At 55.9% G+C, this 21867-nt stretch carries 17 protein-coding genes, 2 pseudogenes and 1 riboswitch; of the genes and pseudogenes, 10 read left to right on the top strand and 9 right to left on the bottom strand.

From position 1 onward, the window contains the following. Positions 1-218 precede the first annotated feature (218 nt). Positions 219-335, bottom strand: a riboswitch (SAM riboswitch). Positions 336-548: 213 nt separating this feature from the next. After that, entirely contained in the window at positions 549-851 is a 303-nt protein-coding gene (locus tag F1C16_RS15150) for a LysM peptidoglycan-binding domain-containing protein (protein ID WP_185281461.1), read from the bottom strand. Between the two features lie 226 nt (positions 852-1077). Here F1C16_RS15150 and F1C16_RS15145 point away from each other — a divergent pair, with 226 nt between their 5' ends. Further along, the gene (locus F1C16_RS15145) at positions 1078-1485 is read left to right on the top strand and encodes a hypothetical protein (protein ID WP_185281460.1); all 408 of its coding nucleotides are present in this window, start codon (positions 1078-1080) and stop codon (positions 1483-1485) included. Positions 1486-1595: 110 nt separating this feature from the next. Here F1C16_RS15145 and F1C16_RS23055 read toward each other — a convergent pair whose 3' ends face one another. Together F1C16_RS23055 and F1C16_RS23050 are read right to left on the bottom strand one after the other, a co-directional pair. Then, on the bottom strand, positions 1596-1979 hold the full coding sequence (locus tag F1C16_RS23055) for a hypothetical protein (RefSeq protein WP_258049142.1): 384 nt from the start codon (positions 1977-1979) through the stop codon (positions 1596-1598). A gap of 109 nt (positions 1980-2088) precedes the next feature. Further along, positions 2089-2574: pseudogene (locus F1C16_RS23050) on the bottom strand (lysylphosphatidylglycerol synthase domain-containing protein); the annotation flags it as partial. A gap of 318 nt (positions 2575-2892) precedes the next feature. On the opposite strand from F1C16_RS23050, the pseudogene dxs reads away from it, so the two are divergent. After that, a pseudogene (gene dxs, locus F1C16_RS15135) lies at positions 2893-4837 on the top strand (1-deoxy-D-xylulose-5-phosphate synthase). A gap of 71 nt (positions 4838-4908) precedes the next feature. On the opposite strand, the gene F1C16_RS15130 reads toward dxs, so the two are convergent. Both F1C16_RS15130 and F1C16_RS15125 read right to left on the bottom strand, forming a co-directional pair. After that, complete coding sequence (locus F1C16_RS15130) at positions 4909-7830, bottom strand: PKD domain-containing protein (protein ID WP_185281459.1); 2922 nt, start codon at positions 7828-7830, stop codon at positions 4909-4911. 137 nt (positions 7831-7967) lie between these two features. Next, positions 7968-11642: a gliding motility-associated C-terminal domain-containing protein gene (locus F1C16_RS15125; protein ID WP_185281458.1), complete on the bottom strand. Its 3675-nt coding sequence runs from the start codon at positions 11640-11642 to the stop codon at positions 7968-7970. Positions 11643-12327: 685 nt separating this feature from the next. On the opposite strand from F1C16_RS15125, the gene F1C16_RS15120 reads away from it, so the two are divergent. Beyond that, a complete protein-coding gene (locus tag F1C16_RS15120) occupies positions 12328-13086 on the top strand; it encodes an alpha/beta fold hydrolase (protein ID WP_185281457.1) in 759 nt (252 codons plus the stop codon). Positions 13087-13144: 58 nt separating this feature from the next. On the opposite strand, the gene F1C16_RS15115 is transcribed toward F1C16_RS15120, so the two are convergent. Together F1C16_RS15115 and F1C16_RS15110 are read right to left on the bottom strand one after the other, a co-directional pair. Further along, a complete protein-coding gene (locus F1C16_RS15115; RefSeq protein WP_185281456.1) occupies positions 13145-13648 on the bottom strand; it encodes a hypothetical protein in 504 nt (167 codons plus the stop codon). Positions 13649-13937: 289 nt separating this feature from the next. After that, positions 13938-14933 (bottom strand): aspartate-semialdehyde dehydrogenase, encoded by a 996-nt coding sequence (locus tag F1C16_RS15110; RefSeq protein ID WP_185281455.1) that lies wholly within the window; start codon positions 14931-14933, stop codon positions 13938-13940. 153 nt (positions 14934-15086) lie between these two features. Between F1C16_RS15110 and F1C16_RS15105 the strand changes: the two genes are divergently transcribed. From F1C16_RS15105 to F1C16_RS15095, 3 genes are read left to right on the top strand one after another with little or no spacing between them, the layout of a single operon-like run. Next, positions 15087-15482 carry a hypothetical protein gene (locus F1C16_RS15105; protein ID WP_185281454.1) on the top strand — a complete coding sequence of 132 codons (396 nt, stop codon included), beginning with the start codon at positions 15087-15089 and terminating at the stop codon, positions 15480-15482. Between the two features lie 10 nt (positions 15483-15492). Further along, on the top strand, positions 15493-16941 hold the full coding sequence (locus F1C16_RS15100; RefSeq protein ID WP_185281453.1) for a lamin tail domain-containing protein: 1449 nt from the start codon (positions 15493-15495) through the stop codon (positions 16939-16941). After that, positions 16874-17698, top strand: a complete 825-nt coding sequence (locus tag F1C16_RS15095; protein WP_185281452.1) for a FlgD immunoglobulin-like domain containing protein — start codon at positions 16874-16876, stop codon at positions 17696-17698. The genes F1C16_RS15100 and F1C16_RS15095 overlap by 68 nt, the downstream gene beginning before the upstream one ends. 108 nt (positions 17699-17806) lie before the next feature. Here the strand turns inward: F1C16_RS15095 and F1C16_RS15090 are convergent, their stop codons facing one another. After that, positions 17807-18133 carry a hypothetical protein gene (locus tag F1C16_RS15090; RefSeq protein ID WP_185281451.1) on the bottom strand — a complete coding sequence of 109 codons (327 nt, stop codon included), beginning with the start codon at positions 18131-18133 and terminating at the stop codon, positions 17807-17809. Between the two features lie 563 nt (positions 18134-18696). Here F1C16_RS15090 and F1C16_RS15085 point away from each other — a divergent pair. Then, the gene (locus F1C16_RS15085) at positions 18697-19080 is read left to right on the top strand and encodes a hypothetical protein (RefSeq protein ID WP_185281450.1); all 384 of its coding nucleotides are present in this window, start codon (positions 18697-18699) and stop codon (positions 19078-19080) included. Between the two features lie 90 nt (positions 19081-19170). Here the strand turns inward: F1C16_RS15085 and F1C16_RS15080 are convergent, their stop codons facing one another. Then, positions 19171-20031 (bottom strand): transporter, encoded by an 861-nt coding sequence (locus tag F1C16_RS15080; RefSeq protein ID WP_185281449.1) that lies wholly within the window; start codon positions 20029-20031, stop codon positions 19171-19173. 306 nt (positions 20032-20337) lie between these two features. Here F1C16_RS15080 and F1C16_RS22855 point away from each other — a divergent pair, with 306 nt between their 5' ends. The 3 genes from F1C16_RS22855 to F1C16_RS22845 are packed head-to-tail and all read left to right on the top strand — an operon-like array spanning position 20338 to position 21812. Then, a complete protein-coding gene (locus F1C16_RS22855; RefSeq protein ID WP_219733336.1) occupies positions 20338-21156 on the top strand; it encodes a hypothetical protein in 819 nt (272 codons plus the stop codon). Continuing rightward, positions 21116-21565 (top strand): hypothetical protein, encoded by a 450-nt coding sequence (locus tag F1C16_RS22850; RefSeq protein ID WP_219733517.1) that lies wholly within the window; start codon positions 21116-21118, stop codon positions 21563-21565. Before F1C16_RS22855 ends, F1C16_RS22850 begins: the two co-directional genes overlap by 41 nt. Beyond that, positions 21534-21812 carry a glycoside hydrolase family 30 beta sandwich domain-containing protein gene (locus F1C16_RS22845; RefSeq protein WP_258048926.1) on the top strand — a complete coding sequence of 93 codons (279 nt, stop codon included), beginning with the start codon at positions 21534-21536 and terminating at the stop codon, positions 21810-21812. Before F1C16_RS22850 ends, F1C16_RS22845 begins: the two co-directional genes overlap by 32 nt. Positions 21813-21867: the final 55 nt, after the last annotated feature.

Below are 21867 nucleotides of genomic sequence, written 5' to 3'. Positions count from 1 at the left end.
GCGCAGGGCAACAAGTGGCGTGCTGGCAAGGAAAAGAAGCGATGCGCGCTACGGCAGCATCAAAGAGCTACATCCGACAACCCCAACACATTCGCATTCGCATCGGCGCAGCAGCCAGCGAAATGCAAGAACCCGCAAAACTTTCGGAGCGCGACGAGGCGGCCGGAGTGTGCGGGTGGGTAGGGATGAAGTCGGATGAAAGCAACATGTGGTACTCAAGGTTATAGTTCCCACCGGCAATACGCCAAGCGGGCAGGAATTGGCACCTGTCGCGCTTCTGCGGATGGTTGCCAGTGGGTCACGGAGCCTGTTCTCTCGCCACTTCTGTATAAATCTCAAAAAAACTACCCCAGCGTGTTGGGGGAGTACCGGGTTGGTGGTTGCAAATGTAAAGGCAGGATTTTAAAATCCAAACTTTAACGAAAATATTTTTTCGACACGACGGCCGGAAATGCAATGGGGCTGCGAGGGCCGTAGGAGAGAGGTATATACAAGAAAAAAAGCCGCTTTCTGTAGCAGAAAGCGGCTTTTTGATATATTGGGTTAGCTTAGAGCTTAGGCAATTGTAACACTTGGCCCACCTCGATCTTGTCGGGGTTGCTGCCAATAGTGCCTTTGTTGGCGTCGTAAATCTGGTGCCACTTGCTGGCGTCGCCGTAGTGGTTTTTAGCAATTTTGGAGAGCGAGTCGCCGCTTACTACCGTGTAGGTTTCGCTCGTGGTAGCTGCTGCGGTAGTGGTATCGGCTTTGCTGTTGCCGAAGAAATCGGTGTCGGCATTGGCGTTGGGCGTCCCGGCGGCGGGGGCAACAGGTTTTTCTTCGCCTTTATTCAGAAAATCAAAGAGTCCCATGATATATCAAATGCTAGGAGGTGAGGGAACTAGGAAAAACCGCATGTGGCTGAGCCTCATACGGTCTTGCGTAACTTACGCTTGCCGGGCATTTTGGTTGTGCGGAGCACGGTAGCGCTTGCGTGTGGTAAACTCTTTCGAGCTAGGGGCGTAGAAGTCGCAATATCGGCGCAGTGCTATACCGTATTGTGCGATTTGCTTTATTCACCCCATTTCACTCCTCCCTATGAAACGTTCTCCTCTTTCTTACCTAGCCAGCCTGTTGGTACTAGTGTCTCTGTTCATGGCTAGCTGTAGCTCAGAAAACAAAGTAGGCGAAACCAACCTGCTCTATGGCACCGACAGCAAAACCTGGACAACTGACAAAGAAACCAATGCCGCCGGCGAAAAAGTGGCCCAAACCAGCGCCGACAAGAAAACAGAGCTAAAATTCTACTCCAATGGTTCGTTCAATATGTCGTCGCCCGCGCAGAGCATGCAGGGCAACTACACCTTCGACCAAACGGCCAAGAAAATTACCCTCACGCCTACTGGCGCGCCCAATTCTATGACGTTCGACGTGGTGAACCTGACCAAGGATGAAATCACGCTGAAAGCTCCCGACGGCTCGCAGATGATGCTGGAAGCTCAATAGAAATATTGGTTGGGTTTTAAGTGTCGAATGAGCTTTGACACACAACACAAAAGGCCCGCTGACGAAGATAGTCAGCGGGCCTTTTGTGTTGTGTAGGAGGGGTAGGCTCGTTACGACGCCATAACCTCGGCCGCTGCTCGCCGGCCAAACACCCGGCCTACCCACCGCGGCAGGAAAATGGCGCCGAATACCAGGTACAGGTAGTAGGTAGTGATGCGATAGAGTAGCACAATGAAATTGGTCATGGTGGGCGTGCCGATGAACTTGCCGAAGAAGGTAGGGAAAGCACCTTCGGCAATACCTGCGCCACCGGGCGTAATAGCCAGCAACAGAATTACTTTGTAGGTAAGGTTGCGGGCGAAAATCATGGCAAAATCGTGGCCCGTAACCTGAATGAAAGCGGCAATAATGCAGCCGATAACCGCGTAGCGGGCCGTCCAGACGAAAAATGGTAGAGAAGATGGCGCGCAGCCAGTAGCCCGCGCCGTTGCCACGCAGCTGGGCCGAGGCCGCTACCATCTCGGCGCCGTGCTGGTAGGCGCTGCCACGCCACCGCCGCAGCAGCTGCCACGAAAAGAACCGCACCAGAAACCGTCGCACCGATATGGGGTTGATAAACAGCGCGTACAACATCAGCCCAGAGTAAAGCGACACCATCACGTAGCTCAGCACAAAGGCAATTTGCAAGGTAGTGATGAGGCCGCTGTGCAGGGTTTCGTCGGGGTAGAGGCCCTCGCCGGCCAGCAGCACCACTAGCGGAACCAGCACCACATAGTACATATTATCCAGCAGGGCTGTCACCATCACATAGGCCAGCGATTTGCCTAACGTAATGCCTTCTTTATTCAGCAGAAAGGGTGCTACCGAGGTGCCGCCTACCGCCGAGGGTAGAACACAGGAGGCAAATTCCCAGACCATAATTACCTCCATGCTAGCCCGCCAGCTTAATACTTTCTCCGAAATGTGCCGGATGCGGTACATATAGCCCGCATCGCGGGCAATAAGCACGAGTAGAGTAATAAATAACCAGTGCAATTTTGCATTGGCCAGTGGGGCAAGGTCGCCGGGCTTGTAGCTGCGCCAGAACATGAAGCCCACTACACTCAGCCCCAGCAGCACTGGCAGCACGATGCGCGAAGGGCGCAGTTTGTGAAGCAGTTGCTGTTCCTGAGAGTCTTCAATAGGTGGCATATGCAGGTAGGGTAGGGAAAACAAAAGTAGGTATTAATCAGGCTGGCCCGGAATTGGTTGCTAGGCAGTAAGTCAGGAGCAAGGTATCGTACAACCGCGCCTTCGGAAAAGTCGTACCTTTGTCTAGTGTACGGCGTGTAACGTATGGTTGGGTTCGAGCAACGTCATCCGGCCCATTAACCGACACTATTTCTAGCTTATTCTGCTCTCTCTACGATGATTGTTGAACCTGGTCCCCTGCTGGCGGCAATAGACTCGCCCGACGACTTAAAAAAGCTCAGCCCCGAGCAGCTCGTACAGCTCAGCCAGGAACTTCGACAATTCATTATTGATTCCGTTTCGATTTATGGCGGCCACTTTGGCGCCTCGCTGGGTGTGGTGGAGCTAACGGTAGCATTGCACTACGTTTTCAATACCCCTTACGACCAATTGGTGTGGGATGTGGGCCACCAGGCCTATGGTCACAAAATCTTAACGGGCCGCCGCAACCAGTTTCCTACCAACCGCCGCTACCACGGGATGTCGGGCTTCCCAAAACGCACCGAGAGTGAGTACGACGCCTTTGGGGTAGGGCACAGCAGTACCAGCATTGGCGCTGCGCTGGGCATGGCCGTGGCCAGCGAGTACAAAGGTGAGCACGACCGCCAGCACATTGCCGTGATTGGCGACGGCGCCATGACGGCCGGTATGGCTTTTGAAGCCCTTAACCACGCCGGGGTAGAAAACTCCAACCTACTGGTGGTGCTCAACGACAACTGCATGAGCATCGACCCCAACGTGGGCGCACTCAAAGAATACCTCACCGACATCACTACCTCCCGCACCTACAATAAAGTGCGCGACGAGCTGTGGAATGTGCTGGGTAAGCTCTCCAAATTTGGCCCAAACCCCCAGCAAATTGCCCGCCGAGTAGAGCAGGCCATGAAGGCTACCTTGCTGAAGCAAGGCAACCTGTTCGAGGCATTGAAGTTCCGTTACTTCGGCCCAGTAGATGGACATGATGTGCAGCACCTTGTCACCATCATGCGCGACCTCAAGAATATTCCCGGCCCCAAACTACTGCACTGTGTGACAGTGAAGGGCAAAGGTTACGCACTGGCTGAGAAGGACCAGACGCTGTGGCACGCGCCGGGCTTGTTCGACAAGATTACGGGCGAGATCTACAAGAAAAACTCCCGACAAGCCCCAGCCGCCTAAGTATCAGGATGTATTTGGGCATACGCTGGTAGAACTGGCCGAGCAAAACGACAAAGTGATGGGCGTGACGCCCGCCATGCCGTCGGGCTCGTCGATGAATATTATGATGAAGGCCATGCCCGACCGCGCCTTCGACGTGGGTATTGCCGAGCAGCACGCCGTTACGTTTTCGGCCGGGCTAGCTACCCAGGGGTTGGTGCCGTTCTGCAACATCTACTCGTCGTTTATGCAGCGCGCCTACGACCAAGTGGTGCACGACGTGGCCCTGCAAAACCTGCACGTCGTATTCTGCCTTGACCGCGCCGGGTTTGCCGGCGCCGATGGCCCTACCCATCATGGCGCCTACGACCTGTCGTACATGCGCTCGATTCCGAATATGGTGGTAGCCGCTCCCATGAACGAGGAAGAGCTGCGCAACCTGATGTACACGGCCCAACTACCCGAAAACGCAGGTCCATTCACCATTCGCTACCCCCGCGGCGAGGGCGTGATGCCGGAGTGGCGTACGCCGCTCAAGAAGTTGACGGTAGGCACGGGTCGCTTGGTGCGCAAGGGCCAAGGCGTGGCCATCCTGACCATCGGCCACATTGGCAACTACGCCGTGCGCGCCACCAAGGAACTAGCCGCCGAAGGCCTCAGCACTGGCCACTACGACATGCGCTTCTGCAAGCCGCTGGATGAGGAAATGCTACACGACGTATTCAGTCGCTACCGCGCCATCGTGACGGTAGAAGACGGCTGCCTACCCGGCGGCTTCGGCTCGGCGGTGCTGGAGTTCATGGCCGACCACGGCTACTCCCTACCCGTGCGCCGCCTCGGCATCCCCGACCGGGTGGTGGAACACGGCACCCAAGACGAGCTATACAAGGAGTGCGGCTTCGACGCAGCCGGTATCGCCGCCGCCGTGCGCGAGATGAGCGGGAAGATAGAAGCTCTAGCGCCGGTGGAAAAGGTGTTGCTGTAAGCTTGCTGGTTCTGACACGAAAAGGCCCCGCCGGACGCAACGTCCGGCGGGGCCTTTTGGCTTATGTGGCATTAGTAAAGACTGATACGCTGTGTTGGCAGCGCCTCATGGGCTAGTCGTAGAAAATAAATTCCTTTCGGTAGATAACTTAAATTAGCCTCAGTGGTACCCCTAGCTCCTACGACTAGTGGGAGCGTTTGCACCAAGCGGCCAGTGGCGTCCCATATTTCCGCGCTGTGGCTGCCCGCCATATGCGTTGGAAGTTGCATCTGCACGTAGCCCGTAGAGGGGTTGGGGTAGATACTCCAGGCAGCCGAAGACAGCTGGCTGGGACGAGTGGCTGTAACGGCACCCGCATCTACTATCACCGCAAAATCACGCACCATCTCGTACTCTTCATTGCGGGTACAGGGCCTAGGTTGACTAGCAAATTGCCGGTAATAATCAAACTGCTGCTGGTATGCCAGCCGTAAACGTAGCGGCCGGCCGGTGGGGGCATTGGACGGTGGTGTAATGGTGCCAGTGCGGGTAAACATAACGGGCTCTTTGGTAGAGTTAAATAGTAACTCATCCGGCGTAAACTCCCCGTCGTCGTTGCTATCCAGCCACATGTATAGGGTATGATAGTAAATATTCTGGCCGATTAGGGTAAAGGGTTGCGCCTGTCCCTGAGCCAGTCGAATGGTGGTTGCAGTGCAGGTATTATCGAGGTAGCCGGGCGCACGAAGCGTGTCTCCGTAAACCAGATTGCCTACTTTCAGTTGAGCTATCCGGTAGTCGTAGGTGAATGCTCCTGAACGCGGAACACACGCGGCCGGGCGCACGCCGGGCGCAGTGCCGGTCACGATTACGGCCTTGGTCTGCGTGGTCGTATGGCTACCGTAGCGGTTCGTCGCCCGCAACGACACAGTGTAGGTGCCGGGAGCGGCGTAGGTATGCTGCGGGTGCTGCTCGTTGGCAGTAGTGCCGTCGCCAAAGCTCCACTGCCACGCCGTTGGTACTGACTCGCTCTGGTCTCGGAACTGTACTGTACCCGTGCAGGATTTGGGCCAGTCTACCGCAAAGCCGGCACGGGGAGGTGCGGCGTCCGGCAGCAGCAGTACAGTGTAGTCTTCCGTAGAAGTATTAAAAGAAAAGGGTGTACAGGAGTCGGAAGCCAATTGATCTTGTCCATAAATCAGTAAGCGCAGGCGTGTGGCCCCAAGCCGAGCGTTGCGGGGCACTGTAAACGTGAGCCGGTACGGGCTGTAGCTATTAGTAGCTTGAGGCGTCACTAACTCGGAGGGTCCCATCTGTCCATCCTGATTGTAGTCAATCCAGGCTACCACGTGCGCCCACACGTCGGCCGAGGCAAAGGTTCGCTCCAGTGACTCAGTCCGTAGTTCATAGGTTTTTCCCAGTTGCAAGGTGGCCGTTAGCTGGGTGAAGTCGCGGTAGCCCACGCCCCAGGCGCGAGGTGCGACGTTGTCTAGATCAGCCAACTGCACGCGGGTGAAATAGAACGGAATATCGGGGGTGCCGCCGTATCCTTCCGGGGTACAATAGCTGGGGCAGGCGCCGGCCACCACTACGGTCTGACGAGCAGTAGTGCTGCCAAATGTATTTTGGGCTGTAAGCTGCACATCGTATGTGCCGGGTTGAGTGTAGGTGTGTGCGGGGGGCTGCGCTAGGGTAGAGGTGGTGCCATCGCCAAAGTTCCACTGATAAGCGGTGACAGTACCAATGGTAGTATTATCGAACTGTACGCGCACCGGGCCACAAAATTGTTGGTAGTGCATGGCTATACTGGCCGTAGGCGGCACTGTATTGGGTAGCACCGTTATGCCATAATCTTCTACCTGACCGCTGGTAACGTCGCGGCAGGGACTAGCCGCCGCGCCACTGGCAAAATCCGCTACTACGCGTAGCCGCAGCACTTTATTATATACCATACCTGTAGGAAGCGAAGGGACGGTCAGCGCTATAGTAGGGCTTTGCACACCCAAGCCTTCGTAGAGCAACTCGGTGGATGAAAACTGCCCATCATCGTTGCGGTCCAGATAAATGCGCACGTCGTGGCCGTTGGCGCCCGTGGTGAGGCGGAGCTGGTAAGGCTGATCGACCGTAAGTGTGGCTTGAGAACGGCAGCTAAAATCCTGGTACCCCTCGGCCCCGTCGCCCGAGCGTTGATCAATGTCGAGGAGTTGCAGCCGCGTGATGCCAAATCCGCAGCAATAAGCGAGTGTGCGCGGCTGGCAAGTGGCCGGCCGCGGCGCCGCGGCTCGTACTACTACATAGTTTGTTTTAGTTAGCGCATCGCAGCCTGTGGCGTTGCACACCCGTAGGCGAACGGAGTAGCGACCAGGGGCAGCATATTGGTGCTGTGGGTGTTGCGCGGTAGAGGTGGTGCCGTCGCCAAAGTCCCATTCCCAACTGGTAGGCGTGTTGCGCGAGCGGTCCTGCCACTGTACCAAGCCGCTACAGGAGAGGCTGTCGGGCGTGCTGAAAGCTGCTTGTGGCAACAACGTGCCACTGGTTAATACCACACCATAGTCTTCGGTCTGCGAGTACTCGGGGGAGGAGCAGGGGGTAGGGAAGGGAGCGTTGGCATTATCGGCCGCGATGCGTAGGCGCAGGGGCTGCTGAAGCACGGCATTGGCGGGCACCGTGAAGGTAGCACTATGCTTGCGGGCATCATTGGAAAGCAGCACCAGCTCCTTAACGGGGTCAAAAACACCGTTGTTATCGAAGTCAATCCATGCCCGCACATTCTCGTCGACGTTGGGGTTGGTTTGCACGGTGAGCGTATAGCTGCCCTGACGAACTAGGGTAGTAGTTTTGGTGCAGCTATAGTTCTGGTAGCCATCAGTACCGCCTAGCGTGGTATGATCGAGTTGGCCCAATTGTACCCGGTAGATGCCCATGCCAAAAATGGCATTTGCGGCGGGTGCTGCGCCGGGCGTGCAACTGGCGGGTGCCGGACACTGCGCCGCTGCATGAGCCGCATTCCACACTAACAGACAGCCAACTAAAAAACGTCGTAATGAGTATCTCGCTTTCACGGGTAATCGTAGCCTTAAATTTCAATCAATAGTTGAAGGGCTGACCGAAGTCGTGTACAGCCCTGTTTTCTTGCAAGCGTTTAACGCTGCTAATACATAATCTGGAACCAGCCCTTGTAGGAAGTCCCATCGGGGAGCTTAAACAAATAGTAGTGCACGCCGCTACTAGTGCCCTCGCCCCCGTAAGTGTTGCGGTAATTAGTTGTGCGGTACACCTCCTTGCCCCAGCGGTCAAATACCGTAAGCGTATTATTAGGATAAAGCGCTACGTTGTCGATGAAGAGCACGTCGTTTTTGCCGTCGTTGTTGGGCGTAATAATATTGTAGAAGCCCAGCTTATTCTCGAAGGCCACGCACGCGTCGTTGGAGTACGCCAGTAGCGGCTGCGCGTCTCCACTCACAGCCTGCACCCGGAAGCACTGGCTGAAGCCTGCTGCACCAGTAGCCAATTCAGTGCGGAGCGTATTGCCGGGTACAGTCGCTACTAATTCGGGCGGTGCATTATCAGTGGCGCGGTACACGCGGTATTCCTGCACGGCGAAACCCTGGTAGGCCGTCCAACTAATCTGGGTAGTGCCGACCGCGCGGCCCCCGGTGCTTTCGGTGGCGGTTGCCGTAGCCAAGATGGTGGTATGCGGGGTGCTAAGCAGAACGGTGCCACAGCTGTTGAGAAGTTGTAGCTGGTATTCGTAGCTGTTGCGGTCTGCATCCACGTCTGGGTCGGTGTAGGTAGTGGCCGTAGTTGGCAGGGTAGCTATCGGTTGAAAAGCACTAGTGCTACCCGGTACCCGCCGTGCTACACGCACCTGACCAGTAGAAGCTACAGGATTGGTTACTCGGAAAGTCAGCGTGGTATGATGGTCATCGGTGGGGCCCACTGAGGCCGTATACAAGGCTACCTGAACATTGTCGGGCGCGACAGTGAGCGAGGCCGTGCAGCTAGCACTGGTGGTCTCCGCCACCTGAAGGGAAGCCGTAGTTGCGCCGGCTGGGATATCTACCTGCACCGTAGCCGTGCCTTGACCACGCACGATAGTGCCCCCAATTACTACCCAGTCGTATACACCATTCGGCAACGTGGTGGCAGTGTACGTGAGAGCCGTACGGGCTTCGGGGCAATAAAAGCGTGGCCCCGTAATAGCTAGTGGGGGTGTTACCAACAGCTGCTTCGTATAAAGCGGTCCTTGGCAGCCATTGCTGTTGGTTTCCTGCGCCGTAAGCGTATAGGGTGTCGTGCTGGCGGCGGGGGTAGGGAGCGTAATAGTCGTTCCGGCAGCACCCCGCAGCACCATGCCGTTCAGCCTAAACTCATAGCGCGAGGTAGGCGCGCCAGGTAGAGAGAAGGAAACAGTAGTGACTGCTGCGCACACTCGTTCGGGTCCGCTGATGGCTAAATCGGTAGCGGGGGTAGGCAGCACGCGCACATAGAGTGTGTCGCTCTGCCCGCGGCAAATACCTCCCGTTGGATTGCTCATTTCTGTTACGATGAGCTTGCCTATGCCCGGCCGGGTCCACTGCACCCGCACTGTGCCCTGGTTGGTGCTCACCTGGGTGCCGCCTATAATTTGCCAGCCATACACTGAACCATTGGTGTAGGGCGTTTGGTAGGTTAGCACACCATCGGAAAGGCATGCTTGGACAGGACCGCTGGGCGTTACCGTTGCTAGTTGCGGATGAACACGCACGGGCAGTACCACGGCCTCAGAGGCACACCCCGCAGTGTTGAGCGTAACGGCCCGCACACTACCGTCCGTAGTGGCGGCGCCCCAATCGACGAGAATACTACTCGTGCCCTGCCCCGCGCTGATGGTGCCGCCGCGTACCTCCCATTGGTAGGCTCCCGCCCGTGGGTTGCGAATTGAGTAAACAATACCCCGAACCGTGGGGCAAACCGATTGGCTACCCTGAATACTATCAGGTACCGGACGGGGATTGACGGTGATGCGAACCGTATCGTGGGCGACGCAGCCCGTGGGAGCCGTAGCCAGCACTGCGTAGGTGAGAACGACAGGTGCAGACGTAGCATTGGTAGGCGTCAGAGTCGGCTGGGCAGATGTGGTGCTGCTCAAGCCAATAGCTGGGCTCCACTGGTAGGAGTAGCCTGGTAAGGCCGCCGTACCCAACTGAGTTTGCGCAGCGGCGCATGTTACCCGGTCGGAGCCGGCGTTTACTGTGGCCGGCGGTTGCACCGTTACCTGCACGCTGCTGGTGGCCGTGCAGCCAGTAGCGGTTGTGACGGTGAGAGTAAAGGTGTAGGTTTGAGCTACACCAGTAGGCGGTCTAAAGGTCGGCTGGGCAGATGTGGTGTTGCTCAGGCCGATAGCCGGGCTCCATTGGTAGGAGTAGTTCGGCAAGGCCGCCGTACCCAGCATAGTAATACTACCCGGACAAAGTGCTACGTTGCCGCCAGCATTGGCTACGGGTGCGGGCGCTACGGTCACGGTTACCTGCCGGCTGATTGTGCAATTACCCGTTGTGGCAGTAAGCGTGTAGGTAGTTGTGCGCGTTGGCGACACTGTGACCATAGCCCCACGAAAGGTCTGACCATCGCCGGTCCACGTATAGTCCTGCCCACCCGAGGCCGTGAGGGTAGTGCTTGCGCCAGGGCATATACTCGCGGCTGGGCTGACAGCCACTGCATTGCCCGGTCGCAGATCTACCACCTTTGAAACAGAGTCAGCCAAGCAGCCCTGAGCTTTATACACGGTGACGCGTCCCGTTGGGCCAGTACCCCAAAGCACTTGCACGGTATTACCAGTGGTAGCACCCTGCAAGGTGCCGCCACTTACAAGCCATTGGTAACCAGTGGTGCTAGAAGAAGCTGTAGCGTACGTAACAGGTTGCGACCGGTCGCAGATGCTGGCCTCGCCCGTAATAGGAGCTAGTGGTGCTGCTTTGGTTACCATGATGCGGTAAATTTCCGCAATGCTTTTGCTGCCACACGCGTCGTCCGTCACTGTTATAATTACATCGTAGGGTGTAGCGCGCGCGTCGCCGCAACCAGCAGTATATACAAAGCTGCCGTTGATGGTGCCCACGGCCGTGCTGCTGGCCGAGCCCGTGGCACTTCCCGTAGCTATCGTCCCGGGATTATTATTGAAAGTAGCGTTAAAAGGCCCAGCACCATCCAGCAGCGCACTATTAAGCTTCATCGTGAGCTTTTGCTGCTCTGGGTCAGATGCCATTACCGTAAAACGCACCGTTTGGCCTTCCTCAATGGCATATTCTTTTACAGCAACAGAGGATGGCGTAAATACTGGTGGTAGGTTGGAGGGACAAGGGCGCACTACCAGTTGCACATCTCGGCGGGTGGTACCGACCAGTACTTCCCGCCCGTTTAGCTTGCGGTATTCTTTCACATCTACGGCCACCACAAAGTTGCCCACGGCAGGAGAGGCGTACCGACTCAAGCCTGTAGTGGCGTTAAGCGCCGCAAAACCATTCTTGCCGAAAGGTTGATTGACCGTATACCCCGGTGCGTACAGCACCGATCCCGGCGGTGGGGCAAAAACGGTACTGCCCAATGGCGCGCCCTGGTAAGGGGTGCCAAACGAATAAATTAGCCGGTCGCCATCGGCATCGTAGGCATTATTGAGAATCAGGCTGGTATCTCCCTGACAAATAACAGCCACGGCCGTGTCCGAAAAGACCGGAGACGTATTGGGGAGCAGTGGTGGCGCCATCTCGGTGTACAACAGCATGTTGGTATCACCGGAATTTACCAGATTGATAATGCCCACATTGCGCGTGTTGTCCGCAAACACAGCGTAATAACCGTCAAACGAAAGAGGGAGATTGACGGTAGTCTTGTATGTAGCCAGCGTTACGCGGGGCGGCCTGTTAGGGAGGGCGCAAGTTCCGGAAACAGGTGGGGTTACCTCTGCAAAGCTATTGCGCGGTACCTCTAGACTCAGGATGCGAGCACCAGCTTGAGATTTATTGTAAATATTAAGTGTGATGTAAGGTCTGCCATCCGGAATTTGGGAGGAGGGTTCCTTATTAAGATACGCTAATACGGTTACCTGGTACCGAAACGGAGCTGCCGTCGGCCCGTTCGCATCAAGGTACTTATAGTGCATTTCGCCGCCCAACAAGTGAGAGGCCGTGGCTGGCAGAACAGCGAGTAGTAATAACCATAAGATGCTAAAACTAGTGCGTAGTAGTGGAAACATAGGCAGAAAATATATAGCGCATTTCGTGGCTCGAAGGTAAGAGAATAGGCTATTTTTAAATTTGAAAAAAATTGTATTTTTTTAATTTATTTATTTAAAAGTAAAAGCAATAAGCATGTAAAATGTACCAAAGTTTTACATTGTAAATAATTGATAATAAATAGTAAATTGAGGAATATAAAGAGGGTAATTCTTAGTTAAAAAACATAAAAAAATACAGCCAGGTTGAGTAGGCTAGTCGTAAGTATAGACTACTACAATTTTGCGTTACTCAACCATGCACCAACATCAACACCCTACTCTCGTCTTCCTCCACGGCTTCATCGAAAGCCGCGAAATCTGGACGGATTTCACCCGTGACTTTCCCAACGACTACCCCATCTTCGCACCCGATCTATTAGGCCATGGCGATAATACGGCGCCCGTAGCCAACTACTCCATGCGTGCCCAGGCCGATTATGTGGCCAAGCAACTACAGCAGCAAAACATTGAAAAAGCTGTGCTGATAGGCCACAGCATGGGCGGCTACGTAGCGCTGGCTCTGGCCGAAAAGCACCCAGAGCTGGTAGCAGGGTTGTGCCTGCTCAACTCCTCGGCGCTGGCTGATACGGACGAGAAAAAGCAGAACCGTGAGAAGAACATTGATTTTATCGAGCGGCACGGGGTAGAGAAGTTCATGAACTCCTTCGTGCGCCCCCTGTTCGCGCCCGCCCACCGCGACTCGATGCCCGAGCAGCTACGGATGCTGGAGAATATCGGTAAGGCCACGCCCAAGGAAACCTTCATCGGTGGGCTGCGGGCCATGGCCGCCCGCGCCGACCGCACGCAGGTGCTACGCGAGGCGCAGTTTCCGGTGCTCGTTATTGCCGGTAAAGAGGATTTGGCGGTACCCTTCGAGCAGTCGATAGAAGTGACGCAACTGGCGCCGGTTACATACGCGCTGTTTTTGGCGGAGGTAGGGCACTTGGCCTACCTAGAGGCGCCGGAGCGCACGCGACAGGCAGTGCTTGATTTCGCGGCGGTGACGTTTGCATAAAAAATGGTCTGATGAAGCTCGCTTCATCAGACCATTTTCAGATTCTAACTTAAGGGGATTACTTCTCGATTGGCACCATTTTGTCGCGTAGATCGGCCGGTACATCTTCCGTTGAAATGATGCTAAGGCCATCATTTTTGAAGAGGATAGAACCCTGTGCACTTTCAGCCATTACACCTTGCACATCGCGCTGTGCAATGCGGTACATGGCGCCAGTAGCCGGGTCTACAATCAGCATCCCGATAAGGCCTCCAAAAACGATGTTGCCAAAATACCAGCCGTTTAAATTGGCTTCCAAGGTCATTTGGCGGTCGTCATAGCCTGCCTTTTTAAAGGTGAGAGTGTAGATTTCCTTTTTAAAGAAGCCGGCACCCGATTTTAGCATAACGGCGGTGGGCACCTTGCCCGCAAATACTTCCTTACCGGCACGATTGGTCACGGTAACATCGGCACCGACTGGCACACTATTGATGGCGACAGGGTAGCGACTTTTGCTAACAATGGAGGCGCAGCTGCCTAGTGCCAATGTAGCAGCCAAAGCGAAGGGTAAAGTTACTTTCATGTAATAATGAGTATGATTAAAAAAAGAAAAAAGATCAAATAATTTTCTATTCCGGAAAGGATTTTAGAAGAAGTATGCGAATATAGAAATGGCCAATATCATTTGTATGCAAGGTGATTCATTATTTTTTTCCTTAACCTTATAATAGAATGACAAATACTTATTATATAATAATTCTTATAATTTGGGTTGCCTGTAATTCTCGTAAATACCACAGTGCCCCGATCGGATAAGTCCGACCGGGGCACTGTGGTATTTGCTGCTATAACTCTGCGGTAGCCTCACTGGCCTACCCAATCAACCCCATTTTCATCATGGCCTCAGCAATTTGCACGGCGTTGGTGGCGGCGCCTTTGCGCAGGTTGTCGGCCACTACCCACATATTGAGGGTGCGGGGCTGGGTTTCGTCGCGGCGGAGGCGGCCGACGAGCACGGCGTCTTTGCCGTGGGCGTCTTTGGGCATGGGGTAGACGTTATTTTTTACGTCGTCTACCACTTCCACGCCTTCGGTCTGGCACAGCAGTTCGCGCACCTCGTCGAGGTCAAATTCCTCGGCAAACTCCACGTTCACCGACTCCGAGTGGCCACCCATCACGGGAATGCGCACGGTGGTGGCCGTCACGCGGATGCTGTCGTCGCCGAAGATCTTCTTGGTTTCCTTTACCATTTTCATCTCCTCCTTGGTGTAGCCGTTGTCCTCGAACACGTCGATGTGGGGTAGCACGTTCAGGTCGATGCGGTGGGGGTAGGCGGGGTTGCTGGCATCCTGGCCGGCGCGCTCCTCCAGGAGCTGATCTACAGCTTTTTTGCCGGTGCCTGTTACGCTCTGGTAGGTGCTTACTACAATGCGCTGCACCTTGTATTTTTCGTGTAGCTTGTTGAGGGCCACCACCATTTGGATGGTAGAGCAGTTGGGGTTGGCAATGATTTTATCATCGGCAGTCAACTCTTTGGCGTTGATTTCGGGCACTACCAACTTCTTGGTGGGGTCCATGCGCCAAGCCGAGGAGTTGTCAATTACTACGGTGCCTACCTCGGCAAAGCGTGGGGCCTCCTCCTTGCTGGTGGTGCCGCCGGCCGAGAAAATGGCTACATCGGGGCGAGCCGCTACGGCGTCGTCCATGCTCACCACCTTGTATTTTTTGCCCTGAAACTCAATTTCCTGGCCCACCGATTTGGCAGAGGCCACGGGTAGAAGCTCGGTGACCGGGAAATTCCGCTCGGCCAACACTTTCAGCATTTCGCCCCCGACTAGGCCGGTGGCACCTACTACGGCTACTTTCATGGTTGTTTAAAAATGAGTAGAACAGTAAAGGTACACGCTGCTGCTCTTTTTTGTAGTAGAACTTGGATTTCCTGATACAATGCGCAAAGGTTGGCGCGTATTCTGCGTGAGAATACAACGCGCACTGCGCCGGAAATTACTAGTTCGATCCTCGTGAAACTCTATTTGCTATTGGCAGCCCTGCTGCTCACGCTGTCCGCACACGCCCAGCTCAGCGACTCGTTTACCGATGGTGACTTCACCCAAAACCCACCCTGGACCGGCGACGCGGCCGGCTTTACCATCAACGCGCAGAAGCAGCTGCAAACCAACGGCCCCGCGGTGACGGGCACCCAACTGCAACTCGTAACGCCCTGCCAGGCCGTAACGGGCACCACCTGGGAGTGTTGGGTCAACATCAAAAACACGGTGAGCAGCGGCAACTACGCCGACGTGTGGCTGCTGGCCGACCGTGCCGACCTAAAAACCAGTGGCACGCAGGGCTACTTTGTGCGCCTCGGCGGCACACCGAAGGAAGTAGCGCTATTTCGCAAAAAACGCCACGGGTAGCCCAACGTACGTGGTGGATGGGCGGGATAACACGCTGAATTCGACCACCAATAATCTGGTGCGGGTGCGCGTGACGCGCTCCGTGCAGAACGTCTGGACGCTGGAGCGCGACCTGACCGGCGGCTCCAACTTCACCACGGAAGGAACCGGTACCGATGCCACGCACCAGCACGGCGGCTACGTGGGGGTAGTCGTCACGTACTCATCGGCCAACAGCCAGAAGTATTCCTTCACTGATTTTCGGGTGACAGACACCGCACCGCCTACCCCAGTGAAAGCCACGGCCACGGCTGCCCGGCAGCTCGATGTGACGTTCAACGAGCCCGTGGCAACTGGCGTTAGTGCCGCCAGTTTCCGATTGGTGGCGGCCGGGGCGCTGCCAATCCTGAGCGCCGAGCGCGACGCAGCGGACCCTGCCGTAGTGCATCTCACCTACGCGGCCAATCTGCCATTGGGCAGCAATACGGTGGAGGTACGCAACGTGGCCGATCTGTACGGCAATGTAGCAGCCGGGCCGCTTACGGTGGGCTTTGTCAACAATGGCTTTGCCGTGGCGCCAGGCTTCAACCAAGTGCTTATCACTGAAATACTAGCCAACGAAATGCCCGTTGTAGGGCTACCCGCGTCGGAATACGTAGAGGTGCACAACCCTAGTGCCACAGCTGTGCTGGACCTAGCGGGCGTGCGCCTGCTGAAACCTAGCAGCACCGGTAATCCGGCGGTGTTTCCGACTGGGGCAGTGCTGTTACCGGGCGAGTACGCCGTGGTGTGCGGCAGCACGCGGGCTGCGCAGTTTGCCGGCTTCGGGAAAGTATTTGGCCTAACGAATTTCCCTACACTCACCAATGCCGGCGACCAACTAGTATTGCGCAGCCGCACGGGGCAGACGTTGTTTGAAATCAGCTATTCCGATACGTGGTACAAGGACAGCAAGAAAAAAAACGGCGGTTGGGCGCTGGAAATGGTGGATATGGCCAACCCCTGTGCCGGCCTCGCTAATTGGACCGCCAGCCAGGATGGGAGCGGTGGCACGCCCGGCCGTGCCAACTCTGTGCACGCTACCAACCCCGACCAAACGCCACCGGCGCTACTGCGGGCACTGGCCACTAACCCCACCACCGTGCGGCTATTTTTCGGGGAGAAGCTGGATAGTGCCGCTGTGGCGAACGTAGCGCTGTATGCGCTTACTACGGGTATCATCACGCGGGCCACTGCCATAGCTCCCGATTTCCGGGCGGTGGACCTCACGCTGGGCGCGGCTCTGCAAGCCAATCAGCCCCTCACGGTAACCGTACAACGCGCCGTAGACTGTGTGGGGAATACTATCGGCGCCGCGGCTACGGCTACGTTTGCCCTACCCGGCACCCCTGCCGCGGGCGACGTGGTTATCAATGAAATTCTGTTCAACCCGCGCCACGTATGCGGTGGATTTTGTAGAGCTATTGAATCGCTCCGATAAGTACCTGGATGTGCAAAGCTGGACGCTCAGCAACCAAAAGCCTGACGGCACTCTGGATACAAAATCCGTAACGGCCGCGCCCTATGTGCTGGCTCCGCGCCAACTGGTGGTCCTGACGGAGCGCCCCGATATCGTGCAAGCGCAGTACCCGACGTCTCACGATGCGGCCGCGTTCCTACCCGTTTCTGCCCTACCCACCTATCCCGATGATGCCGGTATAGTAAGCGTCAGCTCGGCCGCTGGGGTGCTGCTCGACCGCTACGCCTACGATAAAGCGCAGCATCTGGCTCTGCTCAGCGACCTGGATGGGGTGTCGTTGGAGCGCATTCGGGCTGATGGGCCGAGCGCGGCGGGCAACTTTCACTCGGCGGCCAGCGCGGTGGGTTATGCCACGCCGGGTAGGCCCAACTCGCAGTACCAGGAGGATCCTGGCGGTGATAAGCTGTTTCGGCTGGAGCCCGAGATATTCACGCCCGACGAAGATGGGCAGCAAGATTTCACTACCCTGAATTACCAACTCGATCAACCAGGGTATGCTGCCACCGTTACTATCTACGATGCTCAGGGCCGGCTCATACGCCGCCTCGTGCGCAACGAAACCCTACCCCTCAGCGGCTTCGTGCAGTGGGACGGCCTCAACGACCAAGGCCGCAAAGTGCCCGTAGGGGCCTACGTACTGCTGATTGAACTCCTGCACCCAGCCAGTGGCAACCAACGGCAGTACAAAAAGACAGTGGTAGTAGGCGCCCGGTTTTAGGTAGCGTTTCGGGCAGAGTGGGTAGATAATCAAATAAAAACCGTCCTACCGAATACAGCTGAAGGCTGTATTCGGTAGGACGGTTTTTATTTGATTATGGACAGTTACTTAATTGCTGCCCGTAGTACTGCCGCCCGTGGTGGTACCCATGCTACCTGTAGTGCCCGTGGTGCTACCTGTGGTGCCGCCTGTGTTACCTGTGGTACCACCGCTTGTGCTACCCGTAGTACCTGCACCGCTGGCATTACCGGCGCTATCCGCCATGCCTGCGTTGTTGGGCGCATCTATGCGGGGTGAGAGTTGCTCTTGTTGGGCTGTGGTTTCGGGGTTGCCGTTGCCTGCCTGGTACGTTTCGTCGGTGGTGTGGCTACGGCAAGAGCCCAGCGTAGCGGTGAGTAGTGCAGCAGCGGCGGCTATGGAAAGGAGACGTTTCATGGGAAAAGAATAAGGAAGGTGTGGTTTTCTGATGTTACCGCGGAAAGTCAGACAAGGTTGTCCTCTAGCTGAAAATCAAATGCCAGCCCCGCCGTAGATGGTTGAACCTTCAGGATGGGTAGGCATCCAACGGCCGTCACGAATCGAGGGTGTTATGACGCAGCAGCAACTCCAGCATTCGTACTGACCTTCTCGGACTTTGGCCGGTGCATAAGTCAAAACGCCAGCAACGGTACCGACCACGGCACCACCAGCAGGTTTCAAGAAGCAAGGCATCCTCAACGACGCGCCCAACCTGCACGACCTCGACGCCGGCGACCTGAAGTATCACTTCGTTCTTCGCGCCACCTACGCCACCGTGCTCCGCAACTGGCTTCAGGCCGATGACACTACCATTTTGGGTAGCCAATTTGAAGGCCTGAGCGGGGTGACGTAAAGGTGAGCGCCAAAGCTGAAGCATAGGCAAAGAATGCGGCTAAAAAATAGCAGCTCGACAATATCTATTGAGTATCAGGTACGTAGAAGGCGGGGTACGCTGTTTCTCTCACCAAACACTTCTCCTCATGAAAATTCTGTCTCCGTCTGCACATGGCATCCTCGATTACCTGACCGTTGCCTTTTTCGCGTTGGCCCCCACCGTATTTGGGTTCACGGGCACTTACGCCACGGTATGCTACGTACTGGCCGCGGGCTACCTGCTCATTACCCTGCTCACAGCCTTCCCCATGGGCGTGCTCAAGGTTATTCCGTTTCTGGTGCACGGCCGGCTGGAACTGGTAAGCGGACTGGTGTTTCTGGTTTCGCCCTGGCTGTTTGGCTTCGCCGACGACAACCTGACCGCCCGCAACCTCTTTATGGCCTCGGGGGTAGTGTTTCTGCTGGTGTGGTTCATCACCGACTGGCACGCCGAAACCCGCAGCGTCGCAACGGATACGCCTAGAGTGTAACACTCGGTATACCTAATACGGTTATAAGAAAGCCCTGTCAGACACTGCTGACAGGGCTTTTTGTGGTTTTTAACGGCTTGTACTCAGCGTCTACAGCCGGAAGCTGAACCCCACGAAATACTCGTGGTCTGTTTGGCGGTTGAGGGCAATGTGCGTACCGATGTCGAATTGTAGATTGTCGCTAACGTCGAACTGCGGCCCCAGATTCACGCCGGCTTGCCAGCGGTTTTTGCTTGTATCCCAGTGCCCTACCACTTCTGCAAAGCCTTCCAGCCAATGCGTAAAAACCTTATCGATGGTGAAGGTAGGCGTGAGTAACACAAAATGCGAAGTACTTTCGCGGTCGTACATCCACTCGGCGGCGGTTTGGGCGCCTATGTTCCAGTCGTGGGGTAACATGTAAATTACTGGCACCAGAAGTCCATATTCCACGGCCCCGTCGCCTACCTCTTTGCCGGTGGGCAGGCGTACGTAGCCGATGGCCGCCAAGGCAAAGCCTTTGTTGTCGTCGCCAATAAGGTTGCGTTTGAGGCGCACCACCATATCGCCCATGCGGGCTTGCCGCTCCGGCTCCATCGTTCCTTTATCTTCCCAATGTTTGTTGATGGTATAGGAATTCAGGCCTACCTGCAAATCGGTCCGGTTGGTAAGGCCTATTTTCATTAGGACATGGTTGAGGTAAAGCGACCGGTCGCGGGCGTCTCCATCACGGGAGTTGAGCAGGCGCAGTCCATCATTTTCTAGCTGAAAGTGGCCCGCATCCACTGTGTAAGGGCTTTCAGTAATGCCAGGGCGGTCGGGCACCATCGGGCGCATGTACTTGCGCGGGGTAGGGTGGAACAAGTCGTAATGACTTTTATCGACCGAAATGGTGTCGTTGGTCTGGGCACGGGCGCTCAAGCCAACTAGCAGTAGAATTGCCAGTAGCAACGAGGGGTAGGGGAGGGACATAGCGCGAAGGTAGGCGGAAGGAATATAGGTCGCATCGCCCTGGGCTGAGCAAGCCCCTGCGTAGGCTTTCGGTATAACTATTAAGATAAGGCCAAAATCCACCCTGTTGTGCTTCACTATCTGTATACTGCCTCTGCTGTGAATAAAATAGAGAATGGATACACAATCTATTGTATGCCAATGTTTTATTGTGGCGCACAGGTATTGGTTGTGATTTTGAGCAATTTGCACGCAGCCGAAAGCAATAGGATGCAGACTTTTGTAGCCAATTGTTTTCAGCGCTGCTGTTCATCCCCACTCCTACCCATGCGTAATATTTTTCTATCAATTCTAGCTGCTGGTATACTAAGCGCGCCGAGCGCTACAGCTCAGAAAGCCACCGCCCCAGCTGCCAAAGCCTACTCCGCCGCCGGCAAAAAAGTGCAGGTATACACCACGGCTGCCAATACCCAAATGCGCCTCGCCAAAGCGGATAACGACCTCAGCTTCCAGCAGATGGGGCAGCCACTGGAGACGCAGGTGTGCCTGTTTGTAGACCCTACCCACACGTTTCAGTCGCTCACGGGTATTGGTGGCGCCCTCACCGATGCCTCAGCCGAAGTATTTGCTAAGCTGCCTAAAGCCCAGCAAAAGGAGTTGCTGGACGCCTACTATAGCCCTACCAAGGGCATTGGCTACACGTTGGCCCGCACCAACATTGCCAGCTGCGACTTCTCCAGCGCCAGCTACACCTACGTGGCCGACAACGACAAGGAGCTGAAAACCTTCAGCGTGAAGCACGACGAGCAGTATCGCATTCCGTTCATTAAGCAGGCCACGGCGGCGGCGGGCGGCAAGCTGCCGCTGTTTGTGAGCCCCTGGTCGCCGCCCGCCTGGATGAAGGACAACAACAGCCTGGTGAAAGGCGGTAAGCTCCTACCCGAGTACCGCCAGGCCTGGGCCAACCACTACGTGAAGTTTATCAAAGAGTATGAGCGTCAAGGGATTCCAATTTGGGGCCTCACGGTGCAAAACGAGCCCATGGCCAAGCAAACCTGGGAATCGTGCGTGTATTCGGCCGAGGAGGAGCGCGACTTTGTGAAGAATTTCCTGGGCCCCACGCTCAAGAAAAAACGGCCTAAGTGACAAAAAACTCATCGGCTGGGACCACAACCGCGACCAGATCTTCCAACGGGCCACCACCTTGTTCGACGACCCCGAGGCCAGCCAGTACTTCTGGGGTATCGGCTTTCACTGGTACGAAACCTGGACCGGCAGCGGCCAGCTGTTCGACAATCTGCGCCGCGTGCACGAAACCTACCCCAGCAAAAACCTAGTGTTCACGGAAGGCTGCGTGGAGCAGTTCAAGCTCGACAACATTGGCGATTGGAAGCTGGGCGAACGGTACGGCCGCTCCATGATAAACGACTTCAACGCCGGCACCGTGGCTTGGACCGACTGGAACATCCTGCTCGACGAAAAACGGCGGCCCCAACCACGTGGGCAACTTCTGCTACGCCCCCGTGCACGCCGATACGCGCACTGGCAAGCTTAACTACACCAACTCGTTCTACTACATCGGGCACTTCTCCAAGTTCGTGCGCCCCGGTGCCAAACGCATTGCCGTGGCCTCTACCCGCGACTGGCTTTCCGCCACGGCCTTCGTAAACCCAGACGGCAAAGTGGCCGTGGTGGTGATGAACGACAGCGACAAACAGCAGGAGTTCAGCCTCTGGATTAAAGGCCAGGCCGCACCTACCGTCAGCCTACCCCACTCCATGATGACGCTGGTAGTGAACTAAATAGCTGCGTATAAACGAAATCTAAGATAGAACGTCATGCTGAGCGGAGCCGAAG

The sequence above is a fragment of the Hymenobacter sp. NBH84 genome (assembly GCF_014217645.1).
GTDB lineage: Bacteria > Bacteroidota > Bacteroidia > Cytophagales > Hymenobacteraceae > Hymenobacter > Hymenobacter profundi.
This window is presented reverse-complemented; position numbering and strand designations above follow the sequence as displayed.